Here is a 24,163-nt window from a genome sequence, read left to right as displayed (position 1 = left end):
ATCAGCTCCTAAAAACTTTGTAAAATAGATTTCATAACTAAATACCATCCGTCTACTAAAATAAATAGTAAAATTTTAAATGGTAAGGAGATCATAACTGGCGGTAACATCATCATACCCATAGACATTAGTACACTCGCTACAATCATATCAATAACTAAAAAAGGAATAAAAATCATAAAGCCAATTTGGAATGCTGTTTTAATTTCACTAAGTGCAAATGCAGGTACCATAACCGTTAAAGGAATATCCTCGATTGTTTCAGGCCTTTCTGCTTCTGAATACCTTAAGAAAAGTTCTAAATCTTTTTGTCTCGTATGCTTACTCATGAATTCTTTAAAAGGACCACTTGCATTTTTGTAAGCTTCTTCTAGAGTAATATCTTCATCAAATAAAGGAGTTAGTGCCTCTTCATTAACTTGTTGTAATGTTGGTGCCATGATGAAAAATGTTAAAAATAGTGCTAAACCAACTATCACTTGATTTGGTGGCATCTGATTAGTTGCTAATGCCGTTCGAACAAATGAAAGTATAATAACTATTCTGGCAAAGGACGTCATCAATATTAAAATACTAGGAGCCAATGATAAAACCGTTAGCAAAAGCATTAATTTTATAGATGTGGAGAGATTTGATGGGTCGCTGTCCGAGAAAAACTGGACAAATTCATTCATTGTTATCGCGCTCCTTCGTCTTCCAATCCTTTAATACATTACTACGGTCTTTTTGAATTTCTTGTAACCTTTTCTGAAAGGTCTCATCAAACGAAGGTTTTTTATCCTCAGTCTCCGTTCTTGAATTTCCTTTTTCTTTCAAGCGACCTATTAACTCAGATATGTATGGAATATTCTTTCCAATATCTATTTTTTCTTCATATACTTTAGTTAAGTTTTCTATTTCTTCTGGATTAGTTATTTCTTTTAACAAAGTAATATCGTCTCCAATACCAACTAAAAATATGGAATTACCTACTTGCATTAGCTGTAAGGACTTCCCCTGTCCAACTCCAACCCCACCTAAATTATGAATAAGCTGATTGGTCTGAAAGTTTTTGTTTCTGCTATTTACAAAACGAAGTAATCCATAGAGTAAAGCAATAACGAACAAAAGTGCAAATATCATTTTGATATAATCCCAAGCTGTTACAGAAACACCCACAGAAACGGGTTCATCATTCGTTTCTGGAGTTTTTTCTATATTAGCCTCTGTCTCTTTTTCGTTATTTTGATCTTTATTTAATTCTTTATAGTAATCTTCGATACTTTTATTTGAATCTAATTCTGCTTTTACATCTAGCTGGGTTCCAAAAATTAGTAAGAGAAGAACACTTAATAAGAGGGGAAATTTCCTCATCATGTCATTACCCTAATGCTTTTGAGATTGCTTCAATTACACGATCAGCTTGGAAAGGTTTTACAATGAAATCATTTGCTCCGGCTTGAATTGCATCAATTACCATGGCTTGTTGCCCCATTGCAGAGCACATAATGATTGTGGCAGTTGGATCTTTTGCTTTAATCTCTTTTAGGGCAGCAATTCCATCCATCTCAGGCATTGTAATATCCATCGTAACTAAATCAGGTTTAAGCTCATTATACTTTTCAATTGCTTGAACTCCATCTCCTGCTTCTCCTACTACTTCAAAACCATTTTTGCTTAAAATATCTTTAATCATCATTCTCATAAATGCTGCATCATCTACTATTAAAATTCTTTTCGACATAATATGTCTCCTCCAGTGCTTATCTTAAATTATTAATACGTTCAGCTTGACTTAAAATATCTGTAATACGAACACCAAAATTCTCATCAATTACAACGACTTCTCCTTTGGCTACATGTCGATTGTTGACAAGAATATCTACAGGCTCTCCAGCCAATTTGTCGAGTTCAATGATGGAGCCACTTGTCAGTTCCAAAATTTCTTTTACAGTTCTCTTAGTACGACCTAATTCTACTGTTACTTGGAGAGGAATATCAAGTAGTAAATTTAAATTTCTAGACTCATTTTGCGATAAACTTGGTGCTTCAAAGTTAGCAAATTGTGCTTGTTGTACTTCCACTTGTGGGGCTTGTGGTCGTGATTGATGCTGATTATACTGCACTTGCGGATGCATTTCAGCTGCTTGTTGTGTTTGCGGTTTAGACTGCTGTTGAACTGGTTGCTGATGTACTTTTTCTTCTGTAATAGTTGCAGCTACCTCAGGTTCTTCTCCACCTATTAATGATTTCACTAAATTAAGCCCAAACTCTAATGGTAATAGCTGCATAATATTGGAATCTATTAAATCACCAATTTTAAGACGGAAAGATATTTTTATAAGTAATTCATCTTCCGGAAGTGCATCTGTACCTTCACCTTCAATTAGATTCATAAGATCGATGGTAGGAGGTGAAATATCCACTTTTTTATTAAAAACGGTAGACATTGAGGTTGCAGCTGAACCCATCATCTGATTCATCGCTTCTTGTACTGCGCTTAGTTGAATTTCGCTAAGTTCTGGTTTTGGATCTAAACCATCCCCACCAAGCATTAAGTCAGCAATAATAGCAGCATCCGATTGTTTTATAACGAGAAGATTCATACCAATCAGTCCAGTGGTATATTGTACTTGGACCGCTACATAAGGATGAGGAAACTCTTCTTTGAGTTTACTACGGTTAATCATACTAATGTTTGGTGTAGTAATATCTACTTTTTGTCCTAAAAGGGAAGAAAGGGCTGTAGCCGAACTACCAAATGAAATATTACCAATTTCCCCGAGGGTATCCTGAGCAAATGAATCCAAATAGTCTTCTATATTTATCTCTTTCGTATCTACTTCTTTTGTACCTTCTTCATCTATATTCGTTCCTCTAAGGAGGGCCTCAATTTCTTCTTGGGAGAGCATATCATCACTCATCATCATCCTCTCCTCCTTTCACAGTTTCAATGACTTGAACAGCCATTCGTTTTTTTAGTTTACCAGGTTGACCAATAAATTTAGGAATGCCACCAACATTAACTGTTAGCGGGTCATCAATTTTAGTATTTAACTGAATGACATCTCCTAATTGTAAGTACAACAGATCTTCCATAGATATATCCGTTGTCCCAATTTCCGCAACAATCGGAATTTCTGCTGCTTTTACACGTTTTTTTAGAACCTCTAACTGTTCAGGAGATACTTCTTTTTTATTCGTTTGCATCCAGTATCGCACCGATAGATTAGGGACAATCGGTTCTAATACAACATGTGGGATACAAATATTAATCATCCCACTTGTTTCTCCAATGACTGTATTAAAGGAAATGACCACTACTGTTTCATTGGGAGAAATCATTTGTAAAAATTGTGGATTGACTTCTAACTCTGTTAGAATAGGATCGATATCCGCAATATTTACCCATGCTTCCCGTAAATTATCAAACGAACGCTCAAATAAATTGGTCATAATCTTCGTTTCAATTTCTGTTAAATTATCCACTTTTGTATGTGCTTGTCCTTTACCACCCATCATTAAATCCAACATGGAATACGCAATATTTGGGTTAATCTCCATCAGAATATTTCCTTCCAGTGGTGGAACCTCGAACACATTGATCAATGTCATATGTGGTACCGATCGGACGAACTCTTCAAACGGTATTTGATCAACCGACACGACCGATATTTGCACATATGTTCTTAACTGGGCAGAAAAAAATGTAGTTAATAGACGCGCAAAGTTTTCATGGATTCTCGTTAAACTTCGAATCTGATCTTTTGAAAAGCGAAGTGCTCTTTTGAAGTCGTATGTCCTTACTTTTCTAGCCTCTTGCTCACTTTTCATTTCATCTGCTGTCATTTCACCTGTTGAGAGTGCACTTAACAATGCATCTATTTCTGATTGAGATAATATATCACCTGCCAATCTGCCCACCTCCATTCGAAAAAGTTACTTTATTGAATTATATAAGAAGTTATATAAACTTGTTTAATTTTTCCGTCATCCATTAGCTCATCAATTTTTGTTTTTAATGCAGTTTCAAACAACTCTTTGCCATCTTTACCATTTAAGTCTTCAGGAGTCATTTCAGACAGTTCCGTAATTACTATATTTTTCACTTGGAAATCCCTTTTTGTTAACTCTTCCGCTGCTTCCTTACTATCTGTTTGGACCTTTAAAGAAATGCGGATAAATTTGTTAGCTGCTAAATTTGTTGTTATTTCCGGTATATCTACAGAAGACTCGATAATTTCATCAATTGTCGGCTTACTATCACTTTCATCTGGCTTGTTTAACTGCATAACTATTAGCAAAGCGACTACACCTACTAACGTAATCGAAACTAAAATAATAAGCATTATGGTTAATAGTTTATTTTTACTCTTCATCTTGTTCACCTCTTATATGCGGGTTCGATAATATATGTACTTCTTTGTAATACTGAGCGATCTTGTTTTCTACCTCTTCACGAGATTCTAACGCAACATATTTATGACCATTCGTGAGCGTTATAGTAGTATCCGGAAAAGATTCAACCGTCTCTATGTATAATGCATTCAACGAAAACTCTTTGCCGTTTAAACGAGTAAGATTAATCATTATAAAGGGCCGGGCCATTAAAGGAACGGCCCAACCCTCCCTTACAATAAATATTAGTTAAATAGATTAACGTTTTAAGTTAATCAGCTCTTCTAAGATTGAATCAGAAGTTGTAATAATACGTGTGTTTGCTTGGAATCCACGTTGTGCAACTATCATATCAGTGAATTCTTCAGAAAGATCGACGTTGGACATTTCTAGGAAACCTGAGTTTATAGTTCCCAGTCCTGCTTCTGTAGCAGTTTGCAAAATAGGTGCTCCTGAGTTAGAGGTATCTTTGAAATAGTTTGATCCTACTTTTTCCATACCACCCGGATTTGGGAATTTGGCAAGAACAAGTTGACCAGCCCAACGCAATGTTCCTTCTTTGTCAACAAACGTTACAGTACCATCTTGTCCAACATTCATACTTTGTGCATCTGTTGGTATTTTAATTGGTCGATACTCACCATCAACAGTAAGTGATGTATCAGGTAAATAACTGCCAGCTATATCAAGACTACCTGAGATTTCTGGATTTCTAATTACATTTGAAGGTTCTGGATTAATTAGATTAGCTACAGCAGCTTCCTTAACAGATAATGCAGTGGCTGAAGCTTCCGCAGTTTTACCAGCCGTATCAGCTGCCAATCCAAAACCTACTGTCATATCTTTGGAAAGTTTTAACGCATCTTCTGCCGTAGTAAGAGCAGTTTGAAGAGTAGCGTCACTTGGGTTAGCTGCCAGGGCTGCTTTCGCAGTTGCAACAGCCTCTTCTTTTACTTTTACATCATCTGCATAAGTTTTTGAAGCAGTTGCGGCTAATTTTGCATCAGCGGCGGCTTTTGTTGCTGCAGTTACAACATCAGCTTGGGCAGCTTTAAGTTTTGTTTGATCTACTTTAGTAACTCCACCAACTAAAAACTTCCCATCTCCATTTACTAAATATCCTTCATTATCCATATAGAAATTACCTGCACGAGTATAAAGTGGATTTACAAAACCATCACGGTTAGCATTGGTAGAATCAGCTACTTGAAAAAATCCGTCTCCTGAAATAGCAAGGTCTAATGTGTTTCCAGTAGATTGCAATGAGCCCCCAGAATGGATAGTATCAATTGCTGCAAGTTGAGATCCTAAACCTACTTGTTTGGCATTTACACCCCCACGCGTACCTGTCCCAGCAGAAGCACCTGCAGTTGTTTGTGATATTAAGTCTTTAAAAATTGTACGACCTTTTTTAAAGCCGTAAGTGTTAACGTTCGAAATATTATTACCTATTACATCTAGTTTTGTTTGGAAGTTTTTTAAACCTGAAATACCTGAGTACATTGAGCGAATCATATATTTTGTCTCCTTTCAATTTGCGTGCTAGCTTCAATCAATCAGCTACACTTAGCATCCTTTTCAGGTCCTGCTAATTTTTATTAGTTCAGCACAATTGTGCCATCGATATTTGTAAATAATTGATCTCTCGCTTCTATGCGGTCCATTGCAGTAATGACAGTTGAATTTTTTGCACTAACTATTAACGCTGCTTGATCCATCAATACTAATGAGTCATTCACACCTTTTGAGCGTGCTTCTGATACTTTTTCACTTACTATTTGCCATTCCGCTTCAGAAATCTTAATATTTCTTTCTTGTAAACGTTGATTTGCATGTTTACTTACCTTTAATTCTGATTTTGTTGAAGCTTCCTGTAAATGCTGCAAAAAAGATTGTTTAGGTGAAGCTACTTGTCTTGATGTGAGAGGTTGTCGGATAGATGTTTTCAGCGGAATTTGGTTAATAGAAATATTGCCCACATTACATCTCCCCGTTCTTATTTTATAGATACAAATTGATCTGCTTTAATAGATACGCTTCCACTTAAATTATATACGATAGTACCGTCTTTTTTAGTTACAGATTCAACTACCCCAGAAAGTACAGTATTGCCGTCCGTATATTCAACTGTCTTCCCAATAATCATACTAGCTTCTACTAAGCTACTTGAATTATTACTACTATTAAGAACTTCTGAAATATTGCCTGGTGTAATGACTTTACCATCAGCTAAAGTAAATTCTACGTTTCCTCCAACAAACTTAATGCCTTTAATTAATCCAGTACCTTCGTTTGTAATTGGATTACCTTTGTCATCTTTTTTGTCTGTCAGTTCATGCCATTTTACTTCTTTTCCAACAAAGTTACTAAATTCAATCATTTGGCTCTGCTCTTGAATAGCTGCAAATTCTTGAAAAGCAGTTGTTAAGTTAGTCATCTGCTCTAGAGAAGAAAACTGCGCCATTTGTGAAATGAATTGTGAGTCATCCATTGGTTTTGTAGGATCCTGATTTTGAAGCTGGGTCATTAGAATTTTTAAAAATGCATCTTTACCTAACGTACTATTCCCAGTTGTAGGAGTTTTTTTCGCTTGGTTTGAAAGGTACATACTGTCTGTAATTTTAGACATTTCAGCCATAATTTAGGCCTCCATTTCTTGTAAATAATCTTCGAAAGAGAACTGTTCCTCCAGCTGATCATTACTATTTTCTTGTTGATCTTGTTCTTCTTGTTGCTGTTTAAATGATTGTTGAAAATCTTGGTTCTTTTCTTGTCTTGTCGATTCTTGTAAAGCTTGCGTTATTTCTAACTTCTCAAGCTGAATATTTTGACCAGCAAAACCTTGTCTCAATTGACTAGAGTTAGAATCTAACATCTCTTTACCTAGTGCAGTGGATGCCAGTAATTTCGCTGTCAACATTCCATCTTTTTGGATCAATTCAATTCGAATGGTGCCAAGTTGCTCTGGAAATAGTTTAAGAACTAGTCTGTTTGCTCCACCCGCTTGTCCAAATTGCACTCGATTCATCACTTTTTGCAATTCTTTTATGAACTCCTCAGACTGTGCGGCTTTTTCAGTTGGTAGTGTCATAGAAACTGATTCTACTTTTGTTTGTATTACTGTAGTAGTGCTTGCTTGTACATTTGTAGTAGTTTCTTTTGTTTCTGTAACTACCACTTCTGGTTTGATCAACTGAGATACTTGTTTAACTAAAATTTTAGTTTGGACAATTGACTGATTCAGAACTTGTGGTTTCGAAGTTGTTTCATTTGCATAATTCTTCCCTAAAGTTTCCTTCACATTTTCAAGCAATTGCTTTATATCAAAGAGTGTGGACTCTTCCTTAATTGTTAAATCCGATTTATTTCCGATTAACTGTACTGTTTTAAGCAACTCTATAGCCTGTTTGGCATCAGTCGGATTGCTCGGTCCTTGTCCATTAAGAGAAGAAATGATAGCTTCTACAATTTTAGTTGCCTGTTCATTTATTCCTGCAAGTACATCCCAAACATTCGATCCTATTAGTTCTTCACTAGGGTTTGTATTTACTAGTGACTGATTTGTCTCGCCGGCTAATAATTTTTCTAAAAGCTCTTTTAATTCCTTAGTACTAACAGTTAATTCTTCTGAACCTACTAATGATTCAAGCTCTTCTAAAGAAGTTACATTAAGGATTGCTAGCAAGTCTTGTAGTACATCTTCTTCTGAGTTTGCTTGTGGTGTAGCAACAGGTTGTATTTGTGAATTAGATAAAATTTGTCCAAATACAGAACCGAACTTTTGACTGCTATCCATACTTGTTTGCATTTTACTATTTGCTTGAGAAATAGCATTAATATTTGTGTTTACAGCCATTGCAATATTCACGTTTATTTCACCTCCTTTTAATGGGAAAATTTTATTGTTTGGTCATTAACTCTGTATACTTGGCAGCATCTTCTGGAGTCATTTTTTCATAAATACTTGCTACTGTATCGGGTTTAAGACTCGTCAAAATACGTAAAGCTTCTGCATCACTCATTTTAGTAATAACAGGTGCTGCTGTTTTTGCAGACATTTTTTCAAAGGTAGAAACAATTTCTTCGTAATCACGCTTGGCGCTTTCTTGGTCTCTTGTTAATTTTGCAATTTCATCTAATAATCTTTCTTGTTCTATTAAAAGAGCTTCTTTTTCTGTTGCTGAGTTATCTAGTTCTGTTTGAACTTTATCAATTTGAGCTTCTTTTTCTTGGATTTCTGCTTGTAACGAGACAACTTTTTCTTCTAATACATCTGTTTTTTTGTCATCTGTTAAAACCTGTTCCTCACTAAAACCAGTTATCTCTTTTGCTTTTTCAAAAACATTTATATTTGCTATTTGAGCAATTACTAGTAAGAGAAGTAAAGTAAATAAAAGAGGAATTATAAACCAATAAAAGAACATTTTTATTTTACTTATACCTTTTGTTTCACCATTTGCTTCAATGCTTTTATTTGTTTTGTTCTTTTTAGCCATGCTTCTATTCACCTAATCTCTTTGTTTTGATACTTCAAAGAAGATATTTCATCTAATTGAATTGTTTCTAGTCTTTGTTGCTCTTGATGAAAATGCTCGAAATCTTTTTCTTTTATCTTTTCGAACTTTTTCACCTCTAGTGATTTTTCGAGAAGTTTCTCTTCCATCCAGTTCATTTTAGATCTAGCTTGAATGACTTCTTTTTGAATGATATCAATTCTTTTTTGTAGTCCTTCAATATAGTTCGAGTAATGATGGATATTGTTAATGGAAAGGCCAGAAACTAGTAAGCTATTTTGAGTTTCCGTAGTGTCTTCTCTTTTTTTCAGCAAGTTATAGAGTTCTGTTGCAACTTTTTCAAATGCAGATACCGATTCCTTGTAAGCCAATTCAGTTTCTGATTTTTCTTGTTCCCGAATTGTTAAAACTTTGGCAAATTTAAATTCATATGCAACCATCTATGAAACACCACCTGATAATTTCACTAATTCATCTACGGAGGAATCTAAAGAGACTTTATCTAAATATCCTTGTCTTAAAAATGAAGTTATTAAAGGTTCGTACTGTATAGCTTCGTCAATTTCACGTGATGTACCACGCTTATATGCTCCGATATTGATAAGATCTTCCGATTTATTGTACGTAAAATATAAATCTCTCAATCTTTCCGCAGCTTTCACATGATTTTCATCTGAAATATGATTCATCAATCGACTAATACTTTTTAATACATTAATAGCTGGATACTGTCCCTTGTTAGCAAGTGAACGATCCAACACAATATGACCATCAAGAATACCACGAACGGTATCGGCAATTGGCTCATTCATGTCATCACCATCTACTAAAACTGTGTAAAATGCTGTAATAGTACCGTTTTCATTTGTACCTGTTCTTTCTAAAAGCTTAGGTAAAATGGAAAATACAGAAGGGGTATATCCTCTTGTTGCTGGAGGTTCTCCCACAGCAAGACCCACTTCCCGTTGTGCCATTGCTACACGAGTAACGGAATCCATCATAAGCATTACGTTTAACCCTTTGTCTCGGAAGTATTCTGCGATAGCTGTAGCTGTAAATGCACCTTTAATCCGCATTAATGCAGGTTGGTCAGAAGTAGCTGCAACTACAATCGATTTTTCTAATCCTTCTTTTCCCAAATCTCTTTCGATAAACTCTCGAACTTCTCTGCCGCGTTCTCCAATTAGAGCAATGACATTTAAATCAGCGTTAGTGTTTCTAGCAATCATTCCAAGTAATGTACTTTTTCCAACCCCTGATCCAGCAAAAATACCTACCCTTTGACCTTTTCCGACTGTTAACATTCCATCGATTGCCTTTACACCGACCTCAATTTGTTCTTCAATAGGTGGTCTTGTCAACGGATTTGGGGAATCTTTTTCGGTACCAACTGTCATCAAACCTTTAGGTAAAACAGAACCATCAATTGGATTTCCCATCGAATCTAAAACTCTCCCTATTAACTCTGGACCAACCTTAATCTCTAATGGACTATTTGTCCCTTCGACTAAACAGCCAGTTGATATTTCTCTAATATTCGTATAGGGCATTAATACTACGACTTCTTCCTTGAATCCAACTACTTCAGCAAGAATAACGGAGGCACCTGTTTTTGGTGAATTTATATGAATCTTACAAACATCACCAACAGAACTTTCAGGACCTTGTGATTCAATCATTAATCCAACAACTCGACTAACTCGACCATATTTTTTAAAAGTAGGTACATTCGAAATTTGTTGAATTAAATCTACAGCTTTCATCACATTCACTCCATACTATCAAGAATATCTACTAGCTTTCGTCGCAACTCCTGGACCTGCTCGTCAATACTGACAACGATTCTTCCATGATTTGTTTCTATATAACAATCAGTTTCATTCATATCTTCATCTACGAAAATCATAAATGGGACATCTACTGGAAAGATGGAAGAGAGTTCTTGTCTATTATTAGATACGAGTTCAAAGTAGATGGGTGAGACATAAAGTTTGATCTCTTTCATTTCTCTTGCTTCTTTTAAACCTCTTTTAACAATCGATAAAAATAACTCTTCATTTTCATCTAGCTTTGTTGCAATAATTCTCTCTGTGGTTCGTATAGCCAATTCTAAAATGACCTGTTCTTGTTGTTGCAAGTAATTTGCCGCATTCTCATGAGCAGTTTTCAATGCATCATTAGCTAATTTTAATGAGTTTTGCATTTCAGCTTGAGCTTTTAAACGGCCTTCTTCCATTCCTTGCATAAAGCCTTCGTCATACGCTTGTTGCTGATAGGTTATCTTCTCTTCTTCCCATTCACTCAGCTGATTTTCGATATACTGTTTAGTTTCTTCGATATCTTTAGTTAATTTAGAGCGTTTCTCTTCTATTTCTTGATTTACTTCTTCTATCATTTTACTTCGTTCTTGTATAAGAACATCTAAAGTCAACGGCTCGTCTGTGTTCAACACTTCTTGAACATATAAATTCCTTATTTGAATGGGTATTGAATTTTCCTTTGTTTCATTCAAATATACATTTCGGAAAATTTTAGACAATGATGTCATCTCCTCCACCACGAGCAATTATTATTTCGCCTGCGTCTTCCAATCTTCTAATTACAGTAACAATTCTAGATTGTGCTTCTTCCACGTCACGTAGACGAACTGGACCCATGATTTCCATTTCTTCTTTAAATGTCTCAGCCATACGTACGGACATATTGCGGAAAATAACATCTTTAACTTCTTCACTAGAAACCTTCATCGAAAGTAGAAGATCTTCATTTTCACAGTCACGAATAACTCGTTGAATAGAGCGGTTATCAAGTGTGACAATATCTTCGAATACGAACATTCTTTTCTTAATCTCTTCTGCAAGTTCTGGATCTTGTATTTCTAGAGCATCCAAAATTGTTTTCTCAGTTGTTCTATCCACACCATTTAACACTTCTACGACTGCGTCGATACCGCCCGTTTCTGTGTAATCCTGGGTAACCGTCGAAGATAGCTTGCGTTCAAGTACAGATTCAATTTCACTAATCACTTCAGGTGAAGTAGAATCCATTGTAGCTATTCTTTTTGCAATATCTGCTTGTACTTCCTGCGGTAATGACGAAAGAATTATTCCAGCTTGCTGTGCTTCTAAGTAAGAAAGAATCAGAGCAATCGTTTGTGGATGTTCATTTTGAATAAAGTTAAACAGTTGAGCTGGCTCTGCACGCCTTGCAAAATCAAACGGCCTCACTTGTAAAGAAGAAGTAAGTCGATTAATAATTGCCTGTGCATGATCTGTACCTAATGCTTTTTCTAAAACTGTTTTTGCGTACCCAATACCACCCTGCGAAATATAATCTTGTGCTAATGCTATATTGTGAAATTCTTCTATTATATCTTCTTTAATCTCAGGCTCTACTTTTTTTACCCCAGAAATTTCAAGAGTTAAACGCTCGATTTCTTCTTCATTTAAATGTTTATAAATAGAAGCAGACACTTCAGGTCCGAGAGAAATTAATAAGAGCGCGGCTTTTTGTTTTCCACTTAATTCTTTTTCCTGCTTGTTCATAGCCGTCCCCCCAATCAATTACGCTTCGGCGTAATTGTGTCTAGATTTTAAACCCAGCGATATTGGGTTTAAAATCTTTGACATCCCGCCGGAGGCTTTAACTTTATTTTACTAAAACAAAGTTAATCCTCTGATATCCAAGTACGTAATAACTTCGCAAATTCCTCTGGCTTGTTTTTAGCCATTTTTTCGAGTTGTTTTCGTCTTAGTGTCGATTCGGTTTCTTTTTCAGTATTTATATCATCTACCTTAAGCTCTTCTTGTTGCTCTTCTAGAATAAACATTTCTTCCTCATCGTTTTTTCTAGAACGTAGTAAGGATATTACAAGAAGTATTATTGCTACTAGTAAAATTCCACCGATTACATATACCCACCAAGGAATAGTCGATTGCGTACTTGTCGTTGTCGTCGCTTTTCCGTTAAATGGTTGCACAGAAACTACAATTTTTTCTTGTAGTAACTCCTCAGTCAATTCTCTACCTGCTTCTTCATCTATAGAAGTACGAATGATTGTTGCAAGAATTTGTTCTATATCTTGTTCTACACCGTCTGGCATAGTAGTAACATCATCAGGAGTAGGTGGTTCGACCATCACTTGAATACCTATATCTCTAATTTTATATGGGCTTTCTACTATTTCTTTTCGGATACGATTTACCTCACTATTAATCGTGTCCTCAATTCGCTCATAATCACCATTTGACGTAGAACCTTCTACATAGTTTGTAAAGTTATCAGTTGCATCCTCTGTTGCTGGAGTACCACCTGCTACGGGATTATCACCAGTAAAAGTTTCAGAAATACGCTGGGCACTAATTTCAATTCCCGCCATATTTTCTTCATCAACCGGTTCTACTAAATTTTCTTCGCGATTTTCCTGTTTGAAGTCAATGTCTGTAGTAACAGAGACGACTACTTTGTCTTGTCCCATTAAAGTACCTAACATTGTTTGAACTTGACGTTGCAAATCACGTTCAATTGTTTTCTTAATCGACATTTGATCGTTTACATTCGCTCCTGCTGTATTTGCATTTGCTTGTTCTAAGTCAAAGTACTCTAAATACTGATTTCTTATGCTGATATCTTCTGGAGCTAGATTAGGAATTGACTTGGATACTAAGTTATATAAGGACAATATCTGTGAATCTGTAAATTTGTATCCTGCCTCTGTATTCAAAACTATCGCTGCACTTGCAGATTCAGTGGTTTGAGATAAAAATACCCCTTCTTCAGGTAAAGTTATCATTACCTGGGCATCCTTTACTCCTTTGACACCTTTAATCAATTTAGCAAGCTCTGTTTGCATGGAAGCCAGTTTTAACACATTAAACTCATTATCTGTCATACCAAATCCCGCGTTTTGGGAAAAGAAATTATAGTCGATCATACCCGATTCAGGATAACCTTCTGCTGCTAGTTGTACTAATAATGAATCCACTTGCTCCGCTGGTACTAAGATGGACGTTCCACCTGGAGCAATTTCATTTGGCACTCTTTGTGCATCCAATGTTTCTTTAATACGTCCGATTTCAGATGGTGATACATCTGTATAAAGCGGAACAAAGTTAGTTTTATTCATCATTAAAGTTACAGCTATAGCTAGAACGATAATTCCTAACACACTACCAATCATTGTTCCTTTTTGCATTTTAGTGCGACTCCCCCAAAAATTGGTTACATCGCTTGTCATTTTTTTTATACGCTCATTCATTATTATCCTCCGGCTATGGTGAATATTTTTACCCGATATTTAGCGATAACCGAGAGAGGTTATACTGACATACGCATTATTTCTTGATATGCCTCTACTACTTTGTTCCTAACTTCTAATGTCGCATTTAATGTAATACTTGCCTTTTGAGATGCAATCATCACATCGTGTAATTCGATATTCCCACCTGTTAATAGCTTTTCAGTAGCTACATCTGATGCTTTTTGATTATCATTCACAGTTTGAATGGCTGTTTTTAAAAAATCACCAAATTCACCTTGTGCCTCTGCAGGACTTAATTTCGAAGTAGCCGAAACTGGATTTATTTGTGAAGGATTAAATAATGATATGGATTCTATTGGCAATTTAAACTATACCTTCTTTCTTATTTCCCTATTTCTAAAGCCTTAGACAACATCGCTTTGTTTGCATTAAAAACCGTTACGTTCGCCTCATAGGATCTCGTTGCTGATATCAAATCAACCATTTCTCTTAAAGGGTCAACATTTGGCATTTCTACATACCCATCTGCATTTGCATCGATATGTGTCGGATCATACACTAATTTAAAAGGTGTTTCTGTATCCTCTTTTACATCACTAACTTTTACTCCACTACCGACATTTCTATGTTGGGAAGAGCCCATTGCCACATTTAAGAAATTCGAGAAATTACCTTCTAAAGGCTTTAAAGTAACAGACTTTCTTCTATATGCTTGCCACTCACCGTTTACTAACTTTGCTCTAGTTGTATCTACATTCGCCATATTGGAGGAAATTACATCCATTCTCAGTCGTCCCGCAGTTAATGCTGAAGCTGTCGTATTCATTCCATGAAAAATCGACATAATTAGCGTCCTCCTTTAATAACAGTTTGTAATGTATTCAACTTGCCACTTATTCTATCTATTAGAGCATTATAATAGATTTGATTTGTCGCTAGATTTGCTTGTTCTTTATCCATATCAACGCCGTTGCCATTATGGTTATAGCTGTAATTGTAATCGAACACACCTCTTGCACTAGAATTTCTATGAAAATCTATATGTTTTTCTTGTGTTCTATGCGCTGATATAGTCGATTGTTTAGCATCGGATAAGTATTCACTAAAACTAACACTTTTTGCCTTATAATTAGGAGTGTCGACATTTGCTATATTTTGCGCAATTGTCTTTTGCTTTACCGCTGCGAAATCTAATCCTTGCTCTAAACTTGATATTGCACCACCAAATATACTCATTTTGTTCACCTCTTCTTTAAAGTATTCGACATATATTTCTGTAATTTTCTTTTAATATCACGATAATCTTATTGTAATGATTATGTAACATTGTGTCTATTGAATTTTCGATAAATTAATGGGACTTTATACCTTTTTTTTGGGTATGTTCCGTCAATTTATGTCGATTTTAATCATTTTTTTAATATTCAGTTATATTTAAAGTCCTAATAATGTCTCATTTTTATTCCAATCAAAAAAACCCTTCCACATAAAATGGAAGAGTTTTAATTTATTCTTGTTTATTTCATTTTAAGATGAGCTAATTCTGCAAGAAACTTATCATTTAATACTTTGATATATGTTCCTTTCATCCCAAGAGATCTTGACTCAATTACACCAGCACTTTCTAATTTACGAAGTGCGTTTACGATAACAGATCTTGTAATTCCTACGCGATCAGCAATTTTAGATGCTACTAATAGACCTTCACTGCCATCTAATTCTTCAAAGATATGTTCGATTGCTTCTAATTCACTATAAGACAATGAGTTTATAGCCATTTGAACGACTGCTTTACTACGAGCTTCTTCTTCAATTTCCTCTGATTTCTCACGTAGAATCTCCATACCAACAACTGTTGCACCATATTCGCCAAGGATTAAATCATCATCTTCAAACTCTTGTTTTAGACGACCTAAAATTAATGTCCCTAAACGCTCACCACCACCAATGATCGGAACAATTGTTGTTAAACCATCTTTAAATAATTCACGGTTTTCTTCTGGGAAAACAGAGTGCTCACTGAAGACATCTAAATTTGATGATGTTTCGTCCACATGAAAAAGGTTTTTTGTATATTGTTCTGGGAATTGACGCTCTTCCATCATTTTAATCATGCGCTCATTTTCAATTTGTTGATGAACTTCAAAACCTAATAGTTTTCCTTTTCTAGATACGATAAAAGCATTACTTTCGATTACTTCACTTAATGTAGCAGCCATTTCCTTAAAGTTAACTGGCTTACCAGCAGATGCTTGTAACATCGAGTTAATTTTTCTTGTTTTAGTTAATAAATTCATGAATTGAATCCTCCATTTAATTTTCTTATTTATTTTAATATTCTAAAGGTTTTTAATTGTTTTAGATACTAATTTGAATTGATTTTATAAAATAAATTGCGATAAATCTCTATTCTTCACAATTTTGTCAAGTTTTTGGTCTATATAAGCAGGGGTGATCTGAATATGAGCTGGCGAAATGTCAGACGCCTCAAAAGAAAGCTCCTCTAAAATCTTCTCTAGAATTGTGTGTAAACGTCTCGCTCCTATATTATCGGTCTCCTGATTGACTTCATAAGCGATTTCACCAATTCTTTCAATAGATTCTTCTGAGAACGTAATGGTTACTCCTTCAGTTTCTAATAGAGCCTCATATTGTTTAATTAGGGATTGGCGCGGCTCTTTTAAAATACGAACAAAATCTTCTTTTGTCAATTTTTCTAATTCTACACGAATTGGAAAACGTCCCTGTAATTCGGGGATCAAATCTGACGGCTTAGCCATATGGAAGGCTCCCGCTGCTATAAACAAAATATAATCTGTTTTTACTGCACCATATTTTGTAGTAACTGTAGATCCCTCTACAATTGGCAGAATATCTCGTTGAACACCTTCTCTAGATACATCTGCAGAAGAACCGGCACCATTCTTACTTGCTATTTTATCCATTTCATCGATAAATATGATACCTGTTTGTTCTGTTTTTTCTATAGCAATTTGAGATAGTTCATCTTTGTCTATCAACTTGTTCGCTTCTTCTTGCATTAATACTTTACGTGCATCTTTTACTTTCATTTTACGTTTTTTCTTTTTCTTTGGCATTAAATTCGATAGGGCGTCTTGCATATTCATCCCCATACTCTCCATACCACCTGGTTGCAGAGCATCAAATAGTGAAGGGGTTTGTTCCACAACCTCAACAGTTATAAACTCTTCTTCCAATTTTCCATCTCTTAAATCTTCGGCAATTTGCGAACGTTTTAAACGTACATCTGTATCTTCTACATCAGTAGTATCTTCTTCTTTGCCTCCGAATAATGCTTCAAATGGATTGGAATTAGAATTCTTTTTCTTTAAGGAAGGAACAAGTAATTTAACGATTGCATCATTTGCCAAACGAATCGCTTGGTCTTTTACTTCTTCCATCTTTTCTTCTCGAACAATTCGTATAGCTGCTTCTACCAAATCTCTCACCATGGACTCAACGTCTCTACCGACGTATCCTACTTCAGTAAACTTTGTTGCCTCCACTTTTATAAAAGGTGCTTTTGTTAATTTAGCAATCCTTCTTGCAATTTCTGTTTTCCCGACTCCTGTAGGTCCAATCATTAGAATATTCTTTGGAATCACTTCATTTTTCATCTCTTCATCCAATAATTGTCGACGATACCGATTTCGAAGTGCGACCGCTACTGCTTTTTTTGCAGCTTCTTGACCAACGATATATTTATTTAGATGCTCAGTAATTTGTTTTGGGGTTAAGTTAGTTTCCTTCATTCACCTAATACCTCCACAATAATTTGATGGTTTGTAAATACACATATATCTGCAGCCGTAGTTAGCGCTGCCTTAGCAATTTCTTTTGCTGTCATATTCTCTCCAGCGTATTGCTTTAAAGCTCTTCCAGCAGCTAATGCATAGTTCCCGCCAGAGCCGATAGCTAGTATACCATCATCCGGCTCTATCACTTCACCCGTTCCGGATACAAGCAATAAACTATTTTTGTCCATCACTAGCAGCATTGCCTCTAATTGACGTAGCATTTTGTCACCTCGCCATTGCTTGGCAAGCTCAACTGCTGCTCTTTGTAAATTTCCGTTATATTCTAAGAGCTTTCCTTCAAACATTTCAAATAATGTAAATGCGTCTGCTACAGAACCTGCAAAACCTGCTACAACTTGACCATTAAAAAGTCTTCTCACTTTTTTGGCAGTATGCTTCATCACTACTTGGTTACCTAATGTCACTTGCCCATCTCCAGCCATAGCATGGCTGCCATTATGACTAACTGCAAATATCGTGGTTGCATGAATATTACCCATTTTTATTACCTCCAATATTTACGCACGAGGATGCGCATTCATATAAGTTTTACGTAAATGCTCTTTTGTTACATGTGTATATATTTGTGTGGAAGATAAGCTTGAATGTCCTAATAGCTCCTGCACACTTCTAAGATCTGCTCCATTATTCAATAAATGAGTTGCAAATGTATGTCTAAGCATATGTGGATAAATTGTTGAATTTATAGATGCCTTTTTCAACATTTGGTTTAATATATATCTTATCCCGTCTGTTGTTAAGTGTTCTCCCCGACTATTAACGAATAAAAATGAATGGGTTGTTTTCTTCATCAGCTTCGGTCTACTATTGACCAAATAATCATCAATTGCCGCTAATGCATAATCACCTACAGGAACGTACCTCTCTTTTCTTCCTTTACCCATCACTCGCACGACACCATACCCACTATCAATATGACGCAGTTCAATCGCCGTAAGTTCACTAACACGTATTCCAGTAGCATATAACAATTCTAATATAGCGATATTTCGGATTGATAAAGAATCAGTTCCTCTATTCCCTTCAAACAATTGCCTTATTTCCTCTTCATAAAAAAAATGAGGTAGTTTTTTTTCTTTTTTAGGATGAAACAAAGATTGAAATGCATCATCTGGAATATTATATTCTTTATGTAGAAATTTATAGTAAGAACGAATGGAGGAAATCTTTCTAGAAATAGAGGTTCTTGCTAGTTTTTCCTCATATAGCTTTGTCACATATAATCTCGCATGGATATACTCAACCTCATTTAATTCAGAAACTCCCTCGATGTCTAAAAAAGACAAAAATTGCTTTATATCTTTCTCGTACTCCTGAACTGTATGATTCGAATAATTCCTTTCTAATCGTACGTATTCCATAAAAGCATGAAGTTCTTCAAACCCTATAATGATTATCAACTCCGCTCCAGTAAATCTCCATTGTAAAAGCCTCTAAAAGTATACAACTTTTAAGAGGCTTTTAGCAATTATAACGCAGTACTTTTCATAAAATTTTGAATTGTTGTCAACGCTCTATTTGCTAATTGTTCGACTTTTACTTTTTTATCTCTAACTTTCGGCTGTAATTCAGGGAATAAACCAAAGTTGATATTCATTGGTTGGAAGTTTTTCGGGTTCGCTTCTGTAATATATCTTGCCATGCTACCAAGTGCTGTTTCAGCCGGTAATACGACTAATTCTTCACCTTTTACCAATTTCGCCGCATTTATTCCTGCCAACAACCCACTTCCAGCTGACTCCACATACCCTTCTACACCCGTCATTTGACCCGCAAAGAAAATTTGTTTGTTTGCTTTTAGTTGATAAGTTGGTTCTAAGACATATGGCGAATTAATGAACGTATTACGATGCATCACACCATAACGTACTATCTCCACGTTTTCAAGACCAGGTATTAGCTTCAATACCTCTTTTTGCGGTCCCCATTTTAAATGTGTCTGGAAACCAACAATATTATAAAGAGTCCCCGCACCATCATCTTGTCTAAGCTGAACAACCGCATATGGGCGTTTACCTGTTTTAGGATCTTCTAACCCTACAGGTTTCATTGGACCAAATAATAATGTCTTACGACCACGCTCAGCCATTACCTCAACAGGCATACACCCTTCAAAGTAAATTTCTTTTTCGAATTCTTTTAACGGCACTACTTCAGCTGCTACTAATGCATCGTAAAAGCGATTAAACTCATCTTCAGTCATTGGGCAATTTAGATAAGCAGCTTCACCTTTGTCATATCTGGATTTCAAATAAACTTTATCCATGTCGATGCTATCTTTTTCTACAATAGGTGCTGCTGCATCATAGAAATACAAATAGTCTTGACCAGTCATTTCTTTTACTTTTTCTGCAAGTGCCGGAGAGGTTAACGGACCAGTTGCTATAACAGTAATTCCTTCTGGGATTTCTGTTACTTCTTCATTTACAATTTCTATTAACGGATGATTACGTATAGCATCTGTAACTCTTCCAGAGAAATCATGTCTGTCAACAGCAAGTGCACCTCCTGCTGGTACACTGCTGTTATCTGCTGATTGTATAATAATAGAGTCTAACATACGCATTTCTTCTTTAATAACGCCTACAGCGTTAGTTAGGTTGTTGGCTCTAAGCGAATTGGAGCAAACCAATTCAGCAAATTTGTCTGTATGATGCGCTGGAGTTTGTTTAACAGGGCGCATTTCATAAAGACGTACTTTAATACCTCTTTTAGCTATTTGCCATGCTGCCTCGCTTCCTGCAAGTCCTGCACCAATAACGTTTACTATTTCAGTCATGTCGTATCCTTCTTTCTAACTTTGCGGATCTTCTTTATAATCACACGCAACACATTGTATTTGTATACCTTTTTTTAGTTTTTTCTCTACTAACATTTCGTTACACTTCGGACACGGTCGACTTATCGGCTTGTCCCAAGAAACGAATTCACATGTCGGATATTGGTCACAGCCATAAAATAATCGCTTCGTTTTACTTTTTCTTTCAACTATCTGACCTTCTCCACACGCTCGGCAAGGGACGCCAATTTCTTTGATGATTGCCTTCGTGTTACGACAATCCGGGAAATTGCTGCATGCCATAAATTTGCCATATCGCCCTAATTTATACACCATTGGGGAACCACAGTTTTCACAATCTTCCCCAGTTGGTTCATCTTTAATTACGATTTTCTCCATCTCAGCATCTGCATACACGACACGCTTCTCGAAATCCTGATAGAAGCCATCAATTACTTCCACCCATTTAACCTGTCCCTCTTCTACACTATCCAAATCTCTTTCCATCTGTGCGGTAAACTCTATATCTAATATTTCAGGGAAAAATTCTAACACAAGCTGATGAACGATTGTTCCAAGCTCTGTAGGAACAAAACGCTTAGTCTCTAAAGCCACATACCCACGTTTTTGAATCGTATCTAAAGTTGGAGCATAAGTAGAAGGTCTACCTATTCCTAACTCTTCCAATGTTTTCACCAGTCTTGCCTCCGAGTATCTTGGAGGTGGTTGAGTAAAATGTTGCTTTGGATCAATGGACAAAGCATTAACCTTATCTCCGACTTCCAGAACCGGTAATAGTTTATCCTTGTCGTCTGTTTGATCATCTGAACCTTCTACGTACACCTTCATAAATCCAGGGAATTTAACTTGTGAGCCATTTGCTCTAAAGTAAACTTCTCCATTTTTTAGATCAACAGCAACTGTATCTAATATAGCCGATGCCATTTGGCTAGCTATAAAACGCTCCCATATTAACTTGTATAGTTTTAGTTGATCTCGAGTAAGTATCGCTTTTAGTTCATTAGGAGTTCTTAGGACACTTGTAGGTCGAACAGCTTCATGTGCATCCTGTGCTTTTTTCGATTGCTTTTCTACTTTCTTCGTAGAAATGTATTCAGAACCAAATTCATTTTTGATATATTCCTGTGCGTCAGCTTTTGCACTATCCGAAATTCTTGTTGAATCTGTACGCATATAGGTGATTAACCCGACCGTTCCTTGTTTTTTACCTAGATCGATACCCTCATACAATTGCTGTGCTAGCATCATTGTTTTTCTAGCTCTAAAATTTAGTTTTCTTGCAGCTTCCTGTTGAAGCGATGATGTCGTAAAGGATGAAGCTGGATTACGTTTGCGTTCTTTTTTCACTACATTTGCAACTTCGAACTTTTTGCCCTTCATTAACTTCAATACTTCTTTTACTTCTTCTTCTTTAGATAGCTTTCTTTTTTCTTTCTCACTTCCATAATAAAGTGCATCGAAAGCTTTCTTATTCTTATCGAATTGTCCTTCGATTGTCCAATACTCTTCTGGTATGAAATTATTAATTTCATTTTCTCGTTCAATGATTAAACGAAGAGCTACAGATTGCACACGTCCTGCTGAAAGCCCTTTTTTTACTTTTTTCCATAAAATTGGACTTATATTATAACCTACAAGTCGGTCTAAGATTCTTCGTGCTTGCTGAGAATCTACTAAATCCATATTTATTGGTCTAGGGTGTTTAAACGATTCAAGAATAGCATCTTTTGTAATTTCATTAAATACAACTCGGCAATCCGATTCTATATCTACATTTAAAGAATTTGCCAAGTGCCACGCAATAGCTTCCCCTTCTCTGTCGGGGTCAGCCGCGAGATAAATTTTCTTCGCTTTTTTTGCTGCTGTTTTCAATTCTTGTAGTACCGGGCCTTTGCCCCTTATCGTAATATACTTTGGTTCGTAATTATTTTCAGTATCGACACCCATTTGACTTCTAGGTAAATCACGTACGTGACCAATCGATGCTTTCACTTTATATTTTTTTCCAAGATATTTTTCTATTGTTTTTGCCTTTGCTGGCGATTCAACAATTACCAAATAATCCGACATAAATCTGCCTCCTTATAGAAGGTAACTCGCTTTAATCTTCAAAACAAATACCTGTTGCAAAATGTATAACAGTTTTCTTATAAAAGCAAGACTTTTCATTTTTTAGTTTTTTATTTATTTAATTCTTCTAGTATTTGATGTCCATTCCAGATTGGTTTCGCACCTTCTAATATTAGCATATTTGGACCTATTGAAAGCGGAGAGTGTATGGAACCAGGGATTGCAAAAATCTCTTTACCATTTTCTAATGCATGCTCCATTGTGGAAACTGTACCACTCTTTTTTGTTGCTTCTGTAATAACAACACCTTGGGAAAGTCCACTAATAATTCGATTTCTCATAGGAAAATTCCATTTTTGAGGTGTTATATAAGGAGGGTACTCCGTTAATAATAACTGATTTTTCTCCATTTCGTTCGATAATTTCAAATTTTGTTTAGGATATACGTGAAATAATCCTGTTCCAAGAACTGCAATTGTTTGTCCACCTAAATTCATCGTTATTTGATGTGCCAATGTATCCGCACCCTTGGCAAGTCCACTAATAATTACATACTCTTCATTTACTAACGGAGGTAGTATTAATTTGATACTTTCTGCGGAGTAATCCGTAGCCTCTCTCGAACCGATAATTGCTATTTTTTTAGGATTGGCAAGTAATTCTATTTTACCTTTTAGGTAAATTACAGCAGGAGGATCATACAGATTTAATAGACTTTTAGGATAGTTGGGATTGGAAAAAAGAATTGGGGTAATCGAATGCTTTTCATACATTTGAAACATCGGAATTTCGACAAATTCCTTAAACATTTTTTGGAGTTTAATAGCTCGATCGAGGGAGATTTTACATAATTTCGCCAATAAATGCGGGGATATTATATCAAATTGAGCTAGACTTTGATCATATTCAAGTAACGGACGTAGCTTATTTAAAGGTACTGGATAAACATAATGTAAAGCTAAAAAGCGGTTAACAAATTGACTTTTACTCATCGGTTTCCTCCTCTATTATACGACTAGTTTAGTATTGTTTTTCTTTCATACTTAGAATTATTTAAGAAAGACCCAGGCAAAAAGATGCCTGGTCCATTACGAACAGAAACATAGATATGACACTGATTTCCGCTTCGGGCGGACGCTTTTCGTGGGCACGACCTCAGCCGCTTCCTTCGCTTCGCTCGTCCAGGGTCTTCAGCTCGCGCTTGTTCCCAAAGGAGTCACCGCCCTGCATTCCTATCAAGCTTGTATGCTTGAAGTAAGCGGATAATTGAGTTAATAGTACTTACTATATTATCGTGTATTTG

Annotated in this window: 27 protein-coding genes; all 27 read right to left on the bottom strand. The window is 35.8% G+C overall.

The genetic code is table 11. The features are described 5' to 3' along the window. Window positions 1-8: 8 nt before the first annotated feature. On the bottom strand, window positions 9-674 hold the full coding sequence (fliP, locus tag MKY29_RS07000; RefSeq protein WP_340879387.1) for a flagellar type III secretion system pore protein FliP: 666 nt from the start codon (window positions 672-674) through the stop codon (window positions 9-11). Then, window positions 667-1,353: a flagellar biosynthetic protein FliO gene (locus MKY29_RS06995; RefSeq protein WP_340879386.1), complete on the bottom strand. Its 687-nt coding sequence runs from the start codon at window positions 1,351-1,353 to the stop codon at window positions 667-669. The genes fliP and MKY29_RS06995 overlap by 8 nt, the downstream gene beginning before the upstream one ends. 7 nt (window positions 1,354-1,360) lie before the next feature. Continuing rightward, window positions 1,361-1,723: a response regulator gene (locus MKY29_RS06990; protein WP_241595927.1), complete on the bottom strand. Its 363-nt coding sequence runs from the start codon at window positions 1,721-1,723 to the stop codon at window positions 1,361-1,363. A gap of 19 nt (window positions 1,724-1,742) precedes the next feature. Next, entirely contained in the window at window positions 1,743-2,903 is a 1,161-nt protein-coding gene (fliY, locus tag MKY29_RS06985; RefSeq protein WP_340880824.1) for a flagellar motor switch phosphatase FliY, read from the bottom strand. Beyond that, complete coding sequence (gene fliM, locus MKY29_RS06980; protein ID WP_241595929.1) at window positions 2,896-3,894, bottom strand: flagellar motor switch protein FliM; 999 nt, start codon at window positions 3,892-3,894, stop codon at window positions 2,896-2,898. Before fliM ends, fliY begins: the two co-directional genes overlap by 8 nt. Window positions 3,895-3,923: 29 nt before the next feature. After that, window positions 3,924-4,358 carry a flagellar basal body-associated protein FliL gene (gene fliL / locus MKY29_RS06975; protein WP_340879385.1) on the bottom strand — a complete coding sequence of 145 codons (435 nt, stop codon included), beginning with the start codon at window positions 4,356-4,358 and terminating at the stop codon, window positions 3,924-3,926. Next, window positions 4,348-4,569: a flagellar FlbD family protein gene (locus tag MKY29_RS06970; RefSeq protein ID WP_241595935.1), complete on the bottom strand. Its 222-nt coding sequence runs from the start codon at window positions 4,567-4,569 to the stop codon at window positions 4,348-4,350. The genes fliL and MKY29_RS06970 overlap by 11 nt, the downstream gene beginning before the upstream one ends. Window positions 4,570-4,635: 66 nt before the next feature. Further along, the gene (locus MKY29_RS06965; RefSeq protein WP_340879384.1) at window positions 4,636-5,892 is read right to left on the bottom strand and encodes a flagellar hook-basal body complex protein; all 1,257 of its coding nucleotides are present in this window, start codon (window positions 5,890-5,892) and stop codon (window positions 4,636-4,638) included. A gap of 83 nt (window positions 5,893-5,975) precedes the next feature. Next, the gene (locus MKY29_RS06960; RefSeq protein ID WP_445677870.1) at window positions 5,976-6,356 is read right to left on the bottom strand and encodes a TIGR02530 family flagellar biosynthesis protein; all 381 of its coding nucleotides are present in this window, start codon (window positions 6,354-6,356) and stop codon (window positions 5,976-5,978) included. A 17-nt stretch (window positions 6,357-6,373) separates the two neighbouring features. Next, window positions 6,374-7,015: a flagellar hook assembly protein FlgD gene (flgD, locus tag MKY29_RS06955; RefSeq protein ID WP_340879383.1), complete on the bottom strand. Its 642-nt coding sequence runs from the start codon at window positions 7,013-7,015 to the stop codon at window positions 6,374-6,376. A gap of 3 nt (window positions 7,016-7,018) precedes the next feature. After that, window positions 7,019-8,245, bottom strand: coding sequence for a flagellar hook-length control protein FliK (locus MKY29_RS06950; RefSeq protein ID WP_340879382.1), 1,227 nt, complete (start codon window positions 8,243-8,245; stop codon window positions 7,019-7,021). A 31-nt stretch (window positions 8,246-8,276) separates the two neighbouring features. After that, on the bottom strand, window positions 8,277-8,873 hold the full coding sequence (locus MKY29_RS06945; protein ID WP_340879381.1) for a MotE family protein: 597 nt from the start codon (window positions 8,871-8,873) through the stop codon (window positions 8,277-8,279). An 8-nt stretch (window positions 8,874-8,881) separates the two neighbouring features. After that, window positions 8,882-9,331 carry a flagellar export protein FliJ gene (fliJ, locus tag MKY29_RS06940; protein WP_340879380.1) on the bottom strand — a complete coding sequence of 150 codons (450 nt, stop codon included), beginning with the start codon at window positions 9,329-9,331 and terminating at the stop codon, window positions 8,882-8,884. Next, window positions 9,332-10,654 carry a flagellar protein export ATPase FliI gene (fliI, locus tag MKY29_RS06935; RefSeq protein ID WP_340879379.1) on the bottom strand — a complete coding sequence of 441 codons (1,323 nt, stop codon included), beginning with the start codon at window positions 10,652-10,654 and terminating at the stop codon, window positions 9,332-9,334. A 5-nt stretch (window positions 10,655-10,659) separates the two neighbouring features. Continuing rightward, complete coding sequence (gene fliH / locus MKY29_RS06930; protein ID WP_340879378.1) at window positions 10,660-11,439, bottom strand: flagellar assembly protein FliH; 780 nt, start codon at window positions 11,437-11,439, stop codon at window positions 10,660-10,662. After that, window positions 11,423-12,436, bottom strand: coding sequence for a flagellar motor switch protein FliG (gene fliG / locus MKY29_RS06925; protein WP_241595955.1), 1,014 nt, complete (start codon window positions 12,434-12,436; stop codon window positions 11,423-11,425). The genes fliH and fliG overlap by 17 nt, the downstream gene beginning before the upstream one ends. Window positions 12,437-12,558: 122 nt before the next feature. After that, window positions 12,559-14,148, bottom strand: a complete 1,590-nt coding sequence (fliF, locus tag MKY29_RS06920) for a flagellar basal-body MS-ring/collar protein FliF (RefSeq protein ID WP_340879377.1) — start codon at window positions 14,146-14,148, stop codon at window positions 12,559-12,561. Window positions 14,149-14,207: 59 nt separating this feature from the next. Next, entirely contained in the window at window positions 14,208-14,513 is a 306-nt protein-coding gene (fliE, locus tag MKY29_RS06915; protein WP_340879376.1) for a flagellar hook-basal body complex protein FliE, read from the bottom strand. A 20-nt stretch (window positions 14,514-14,533) separates the two neighbouring features. Beyond that, complete coding sequence (gene flgC, locus MKY29_RS06910; protein ID WP_340879375.1) at window positions 14,534-14,995, bottom strand: flagellar basal body rod protein FlgC; 462 nt, start codon at window positions 14,993-14,995, stop codon at window positions 14,534-14,536. 2 nt (window positions 14,996-14,997) lie between these two features. Beyond that, window positions 14,998-15,387 (bottom strand): flagellar basal body rod protein FlgB, encoded by a 390-nt coding sequence (gene flgB, locus MKY29_RS06905; RefSeq protein WP_340879374.1) that lies wholly within the window; start codon window positions 15,385-15,387, stop codon window positions 14,998-15,000. A 281-nt stretch (window positions 15,388-15,668) separates the two neighbouring features. Beyond that, entirely contained in the window at window positions 15,669-16,448 is a 780-nt protein-coding gene (gene codY / locus MKY29_RS06900; protein WP_093494454.1) for a GTP-sensing pleiotropic transcriptional regulator CodY, read from the bottom strand. 84 nt (window positions 16,449-16,532) lie between these two features. Beyond that, entirely contained in the window at window positions 16,533-17,924 is a 1,392-nt protein-coding gene (hslU, locus tag MKY29_RS06895; RefSeq protein WP_093494453.1) for an HslU--HslV peptidase ATPase subunit, read from the bottom strand. Further along, complete coding sequence (gene hslV / locus MKY29_RS06890; protein ID WP_090562607.1) at window positions 17,921-18,469, bottom strand: ATP-dependent protease subunit HslV; 549 nt, start codon at window positions 18,467-18,469, stop codon at window positions 17,921-17,923. Before hslV ends, hslU begins: the two co-directional genes overlap by 4 nt. Window positions 18,470-18,487: 18 nt before the next feature. Next, window positions 18,488-19,387: a tyrosine recombinase XerC gene (xerC, locus tag MKY29_RS06885; RefSeq protein WP_338106462.1), complete on the bottom strand. Its 900-nt coding sequence runs from the start codon at window positions 19,385-19,387 to the stop codon at window positions 18,488-18,490. A 71-nt stretch (window positions 19,388-19,458) separates the two neighbouring features. Continuing rightward, window positions 19,459-20,769 carry an FADH(2)-oxidizing methylenetetrahydrofolate--tRNA-(uracil(54)-C(5))-methyltransferase TrmFO gene (trmFO, locus tag MKY29_RS06880; RefSeq protein ID WP_340879373.1) on the bottom strand — a complete coding sequence of 437 codons (1,311 nt, stop codon included), beginning with the start codon at window positions 20,767-20,769 and terminating at the stop codon, window positions 19,459-19,461. A gap of 15 nt (window positions 20,770-20,784) precedes the next feature. Then, window positions 20,785-22,860: a type I DNA topoisomerase gene (gene topA / locus MKY29_RS06875; protein ID WP_340879372.1), complete on the bottom strand. Its 2,076-nt coding sequence runs from the start codon at window positions 22,858-22,860 to the stop codon at window positions 20,785-20,787. Between the two features lie 110 nt (window positions 22,861-22,970). Next, complete coding sequence (gene dprA, locus MKY29_RS06870; RefSeq protein WP_340879371.1) at window positions 22,971-23,852, bottom strand: DNA-processing protein DprA; 882 nt, start codon at window positions 23,850-23,852, stop codon at window positions 22,971-22,973. Window positions 23,853-24,163: the final 311 nt, after the last annotated feature.

Origin of the sequence: Psychrobacillus sp. FSL K6-2365, from assembly GCF_038003165.1 — a bacterium.
In the GTDB taxonomy this organism is placed as follows: domain Bacteria; phylum Bacillota; class Bacilli; order Bacillales_A; family Planococcaceae; genus Psychrobacillus; species Psychrobacillus psychrodurans.
The sequence above is the reverse complement of the archived record's forward strand: the minus strand, read 5'-3'. Positions and strand labels throughout refer to the sequence as shown.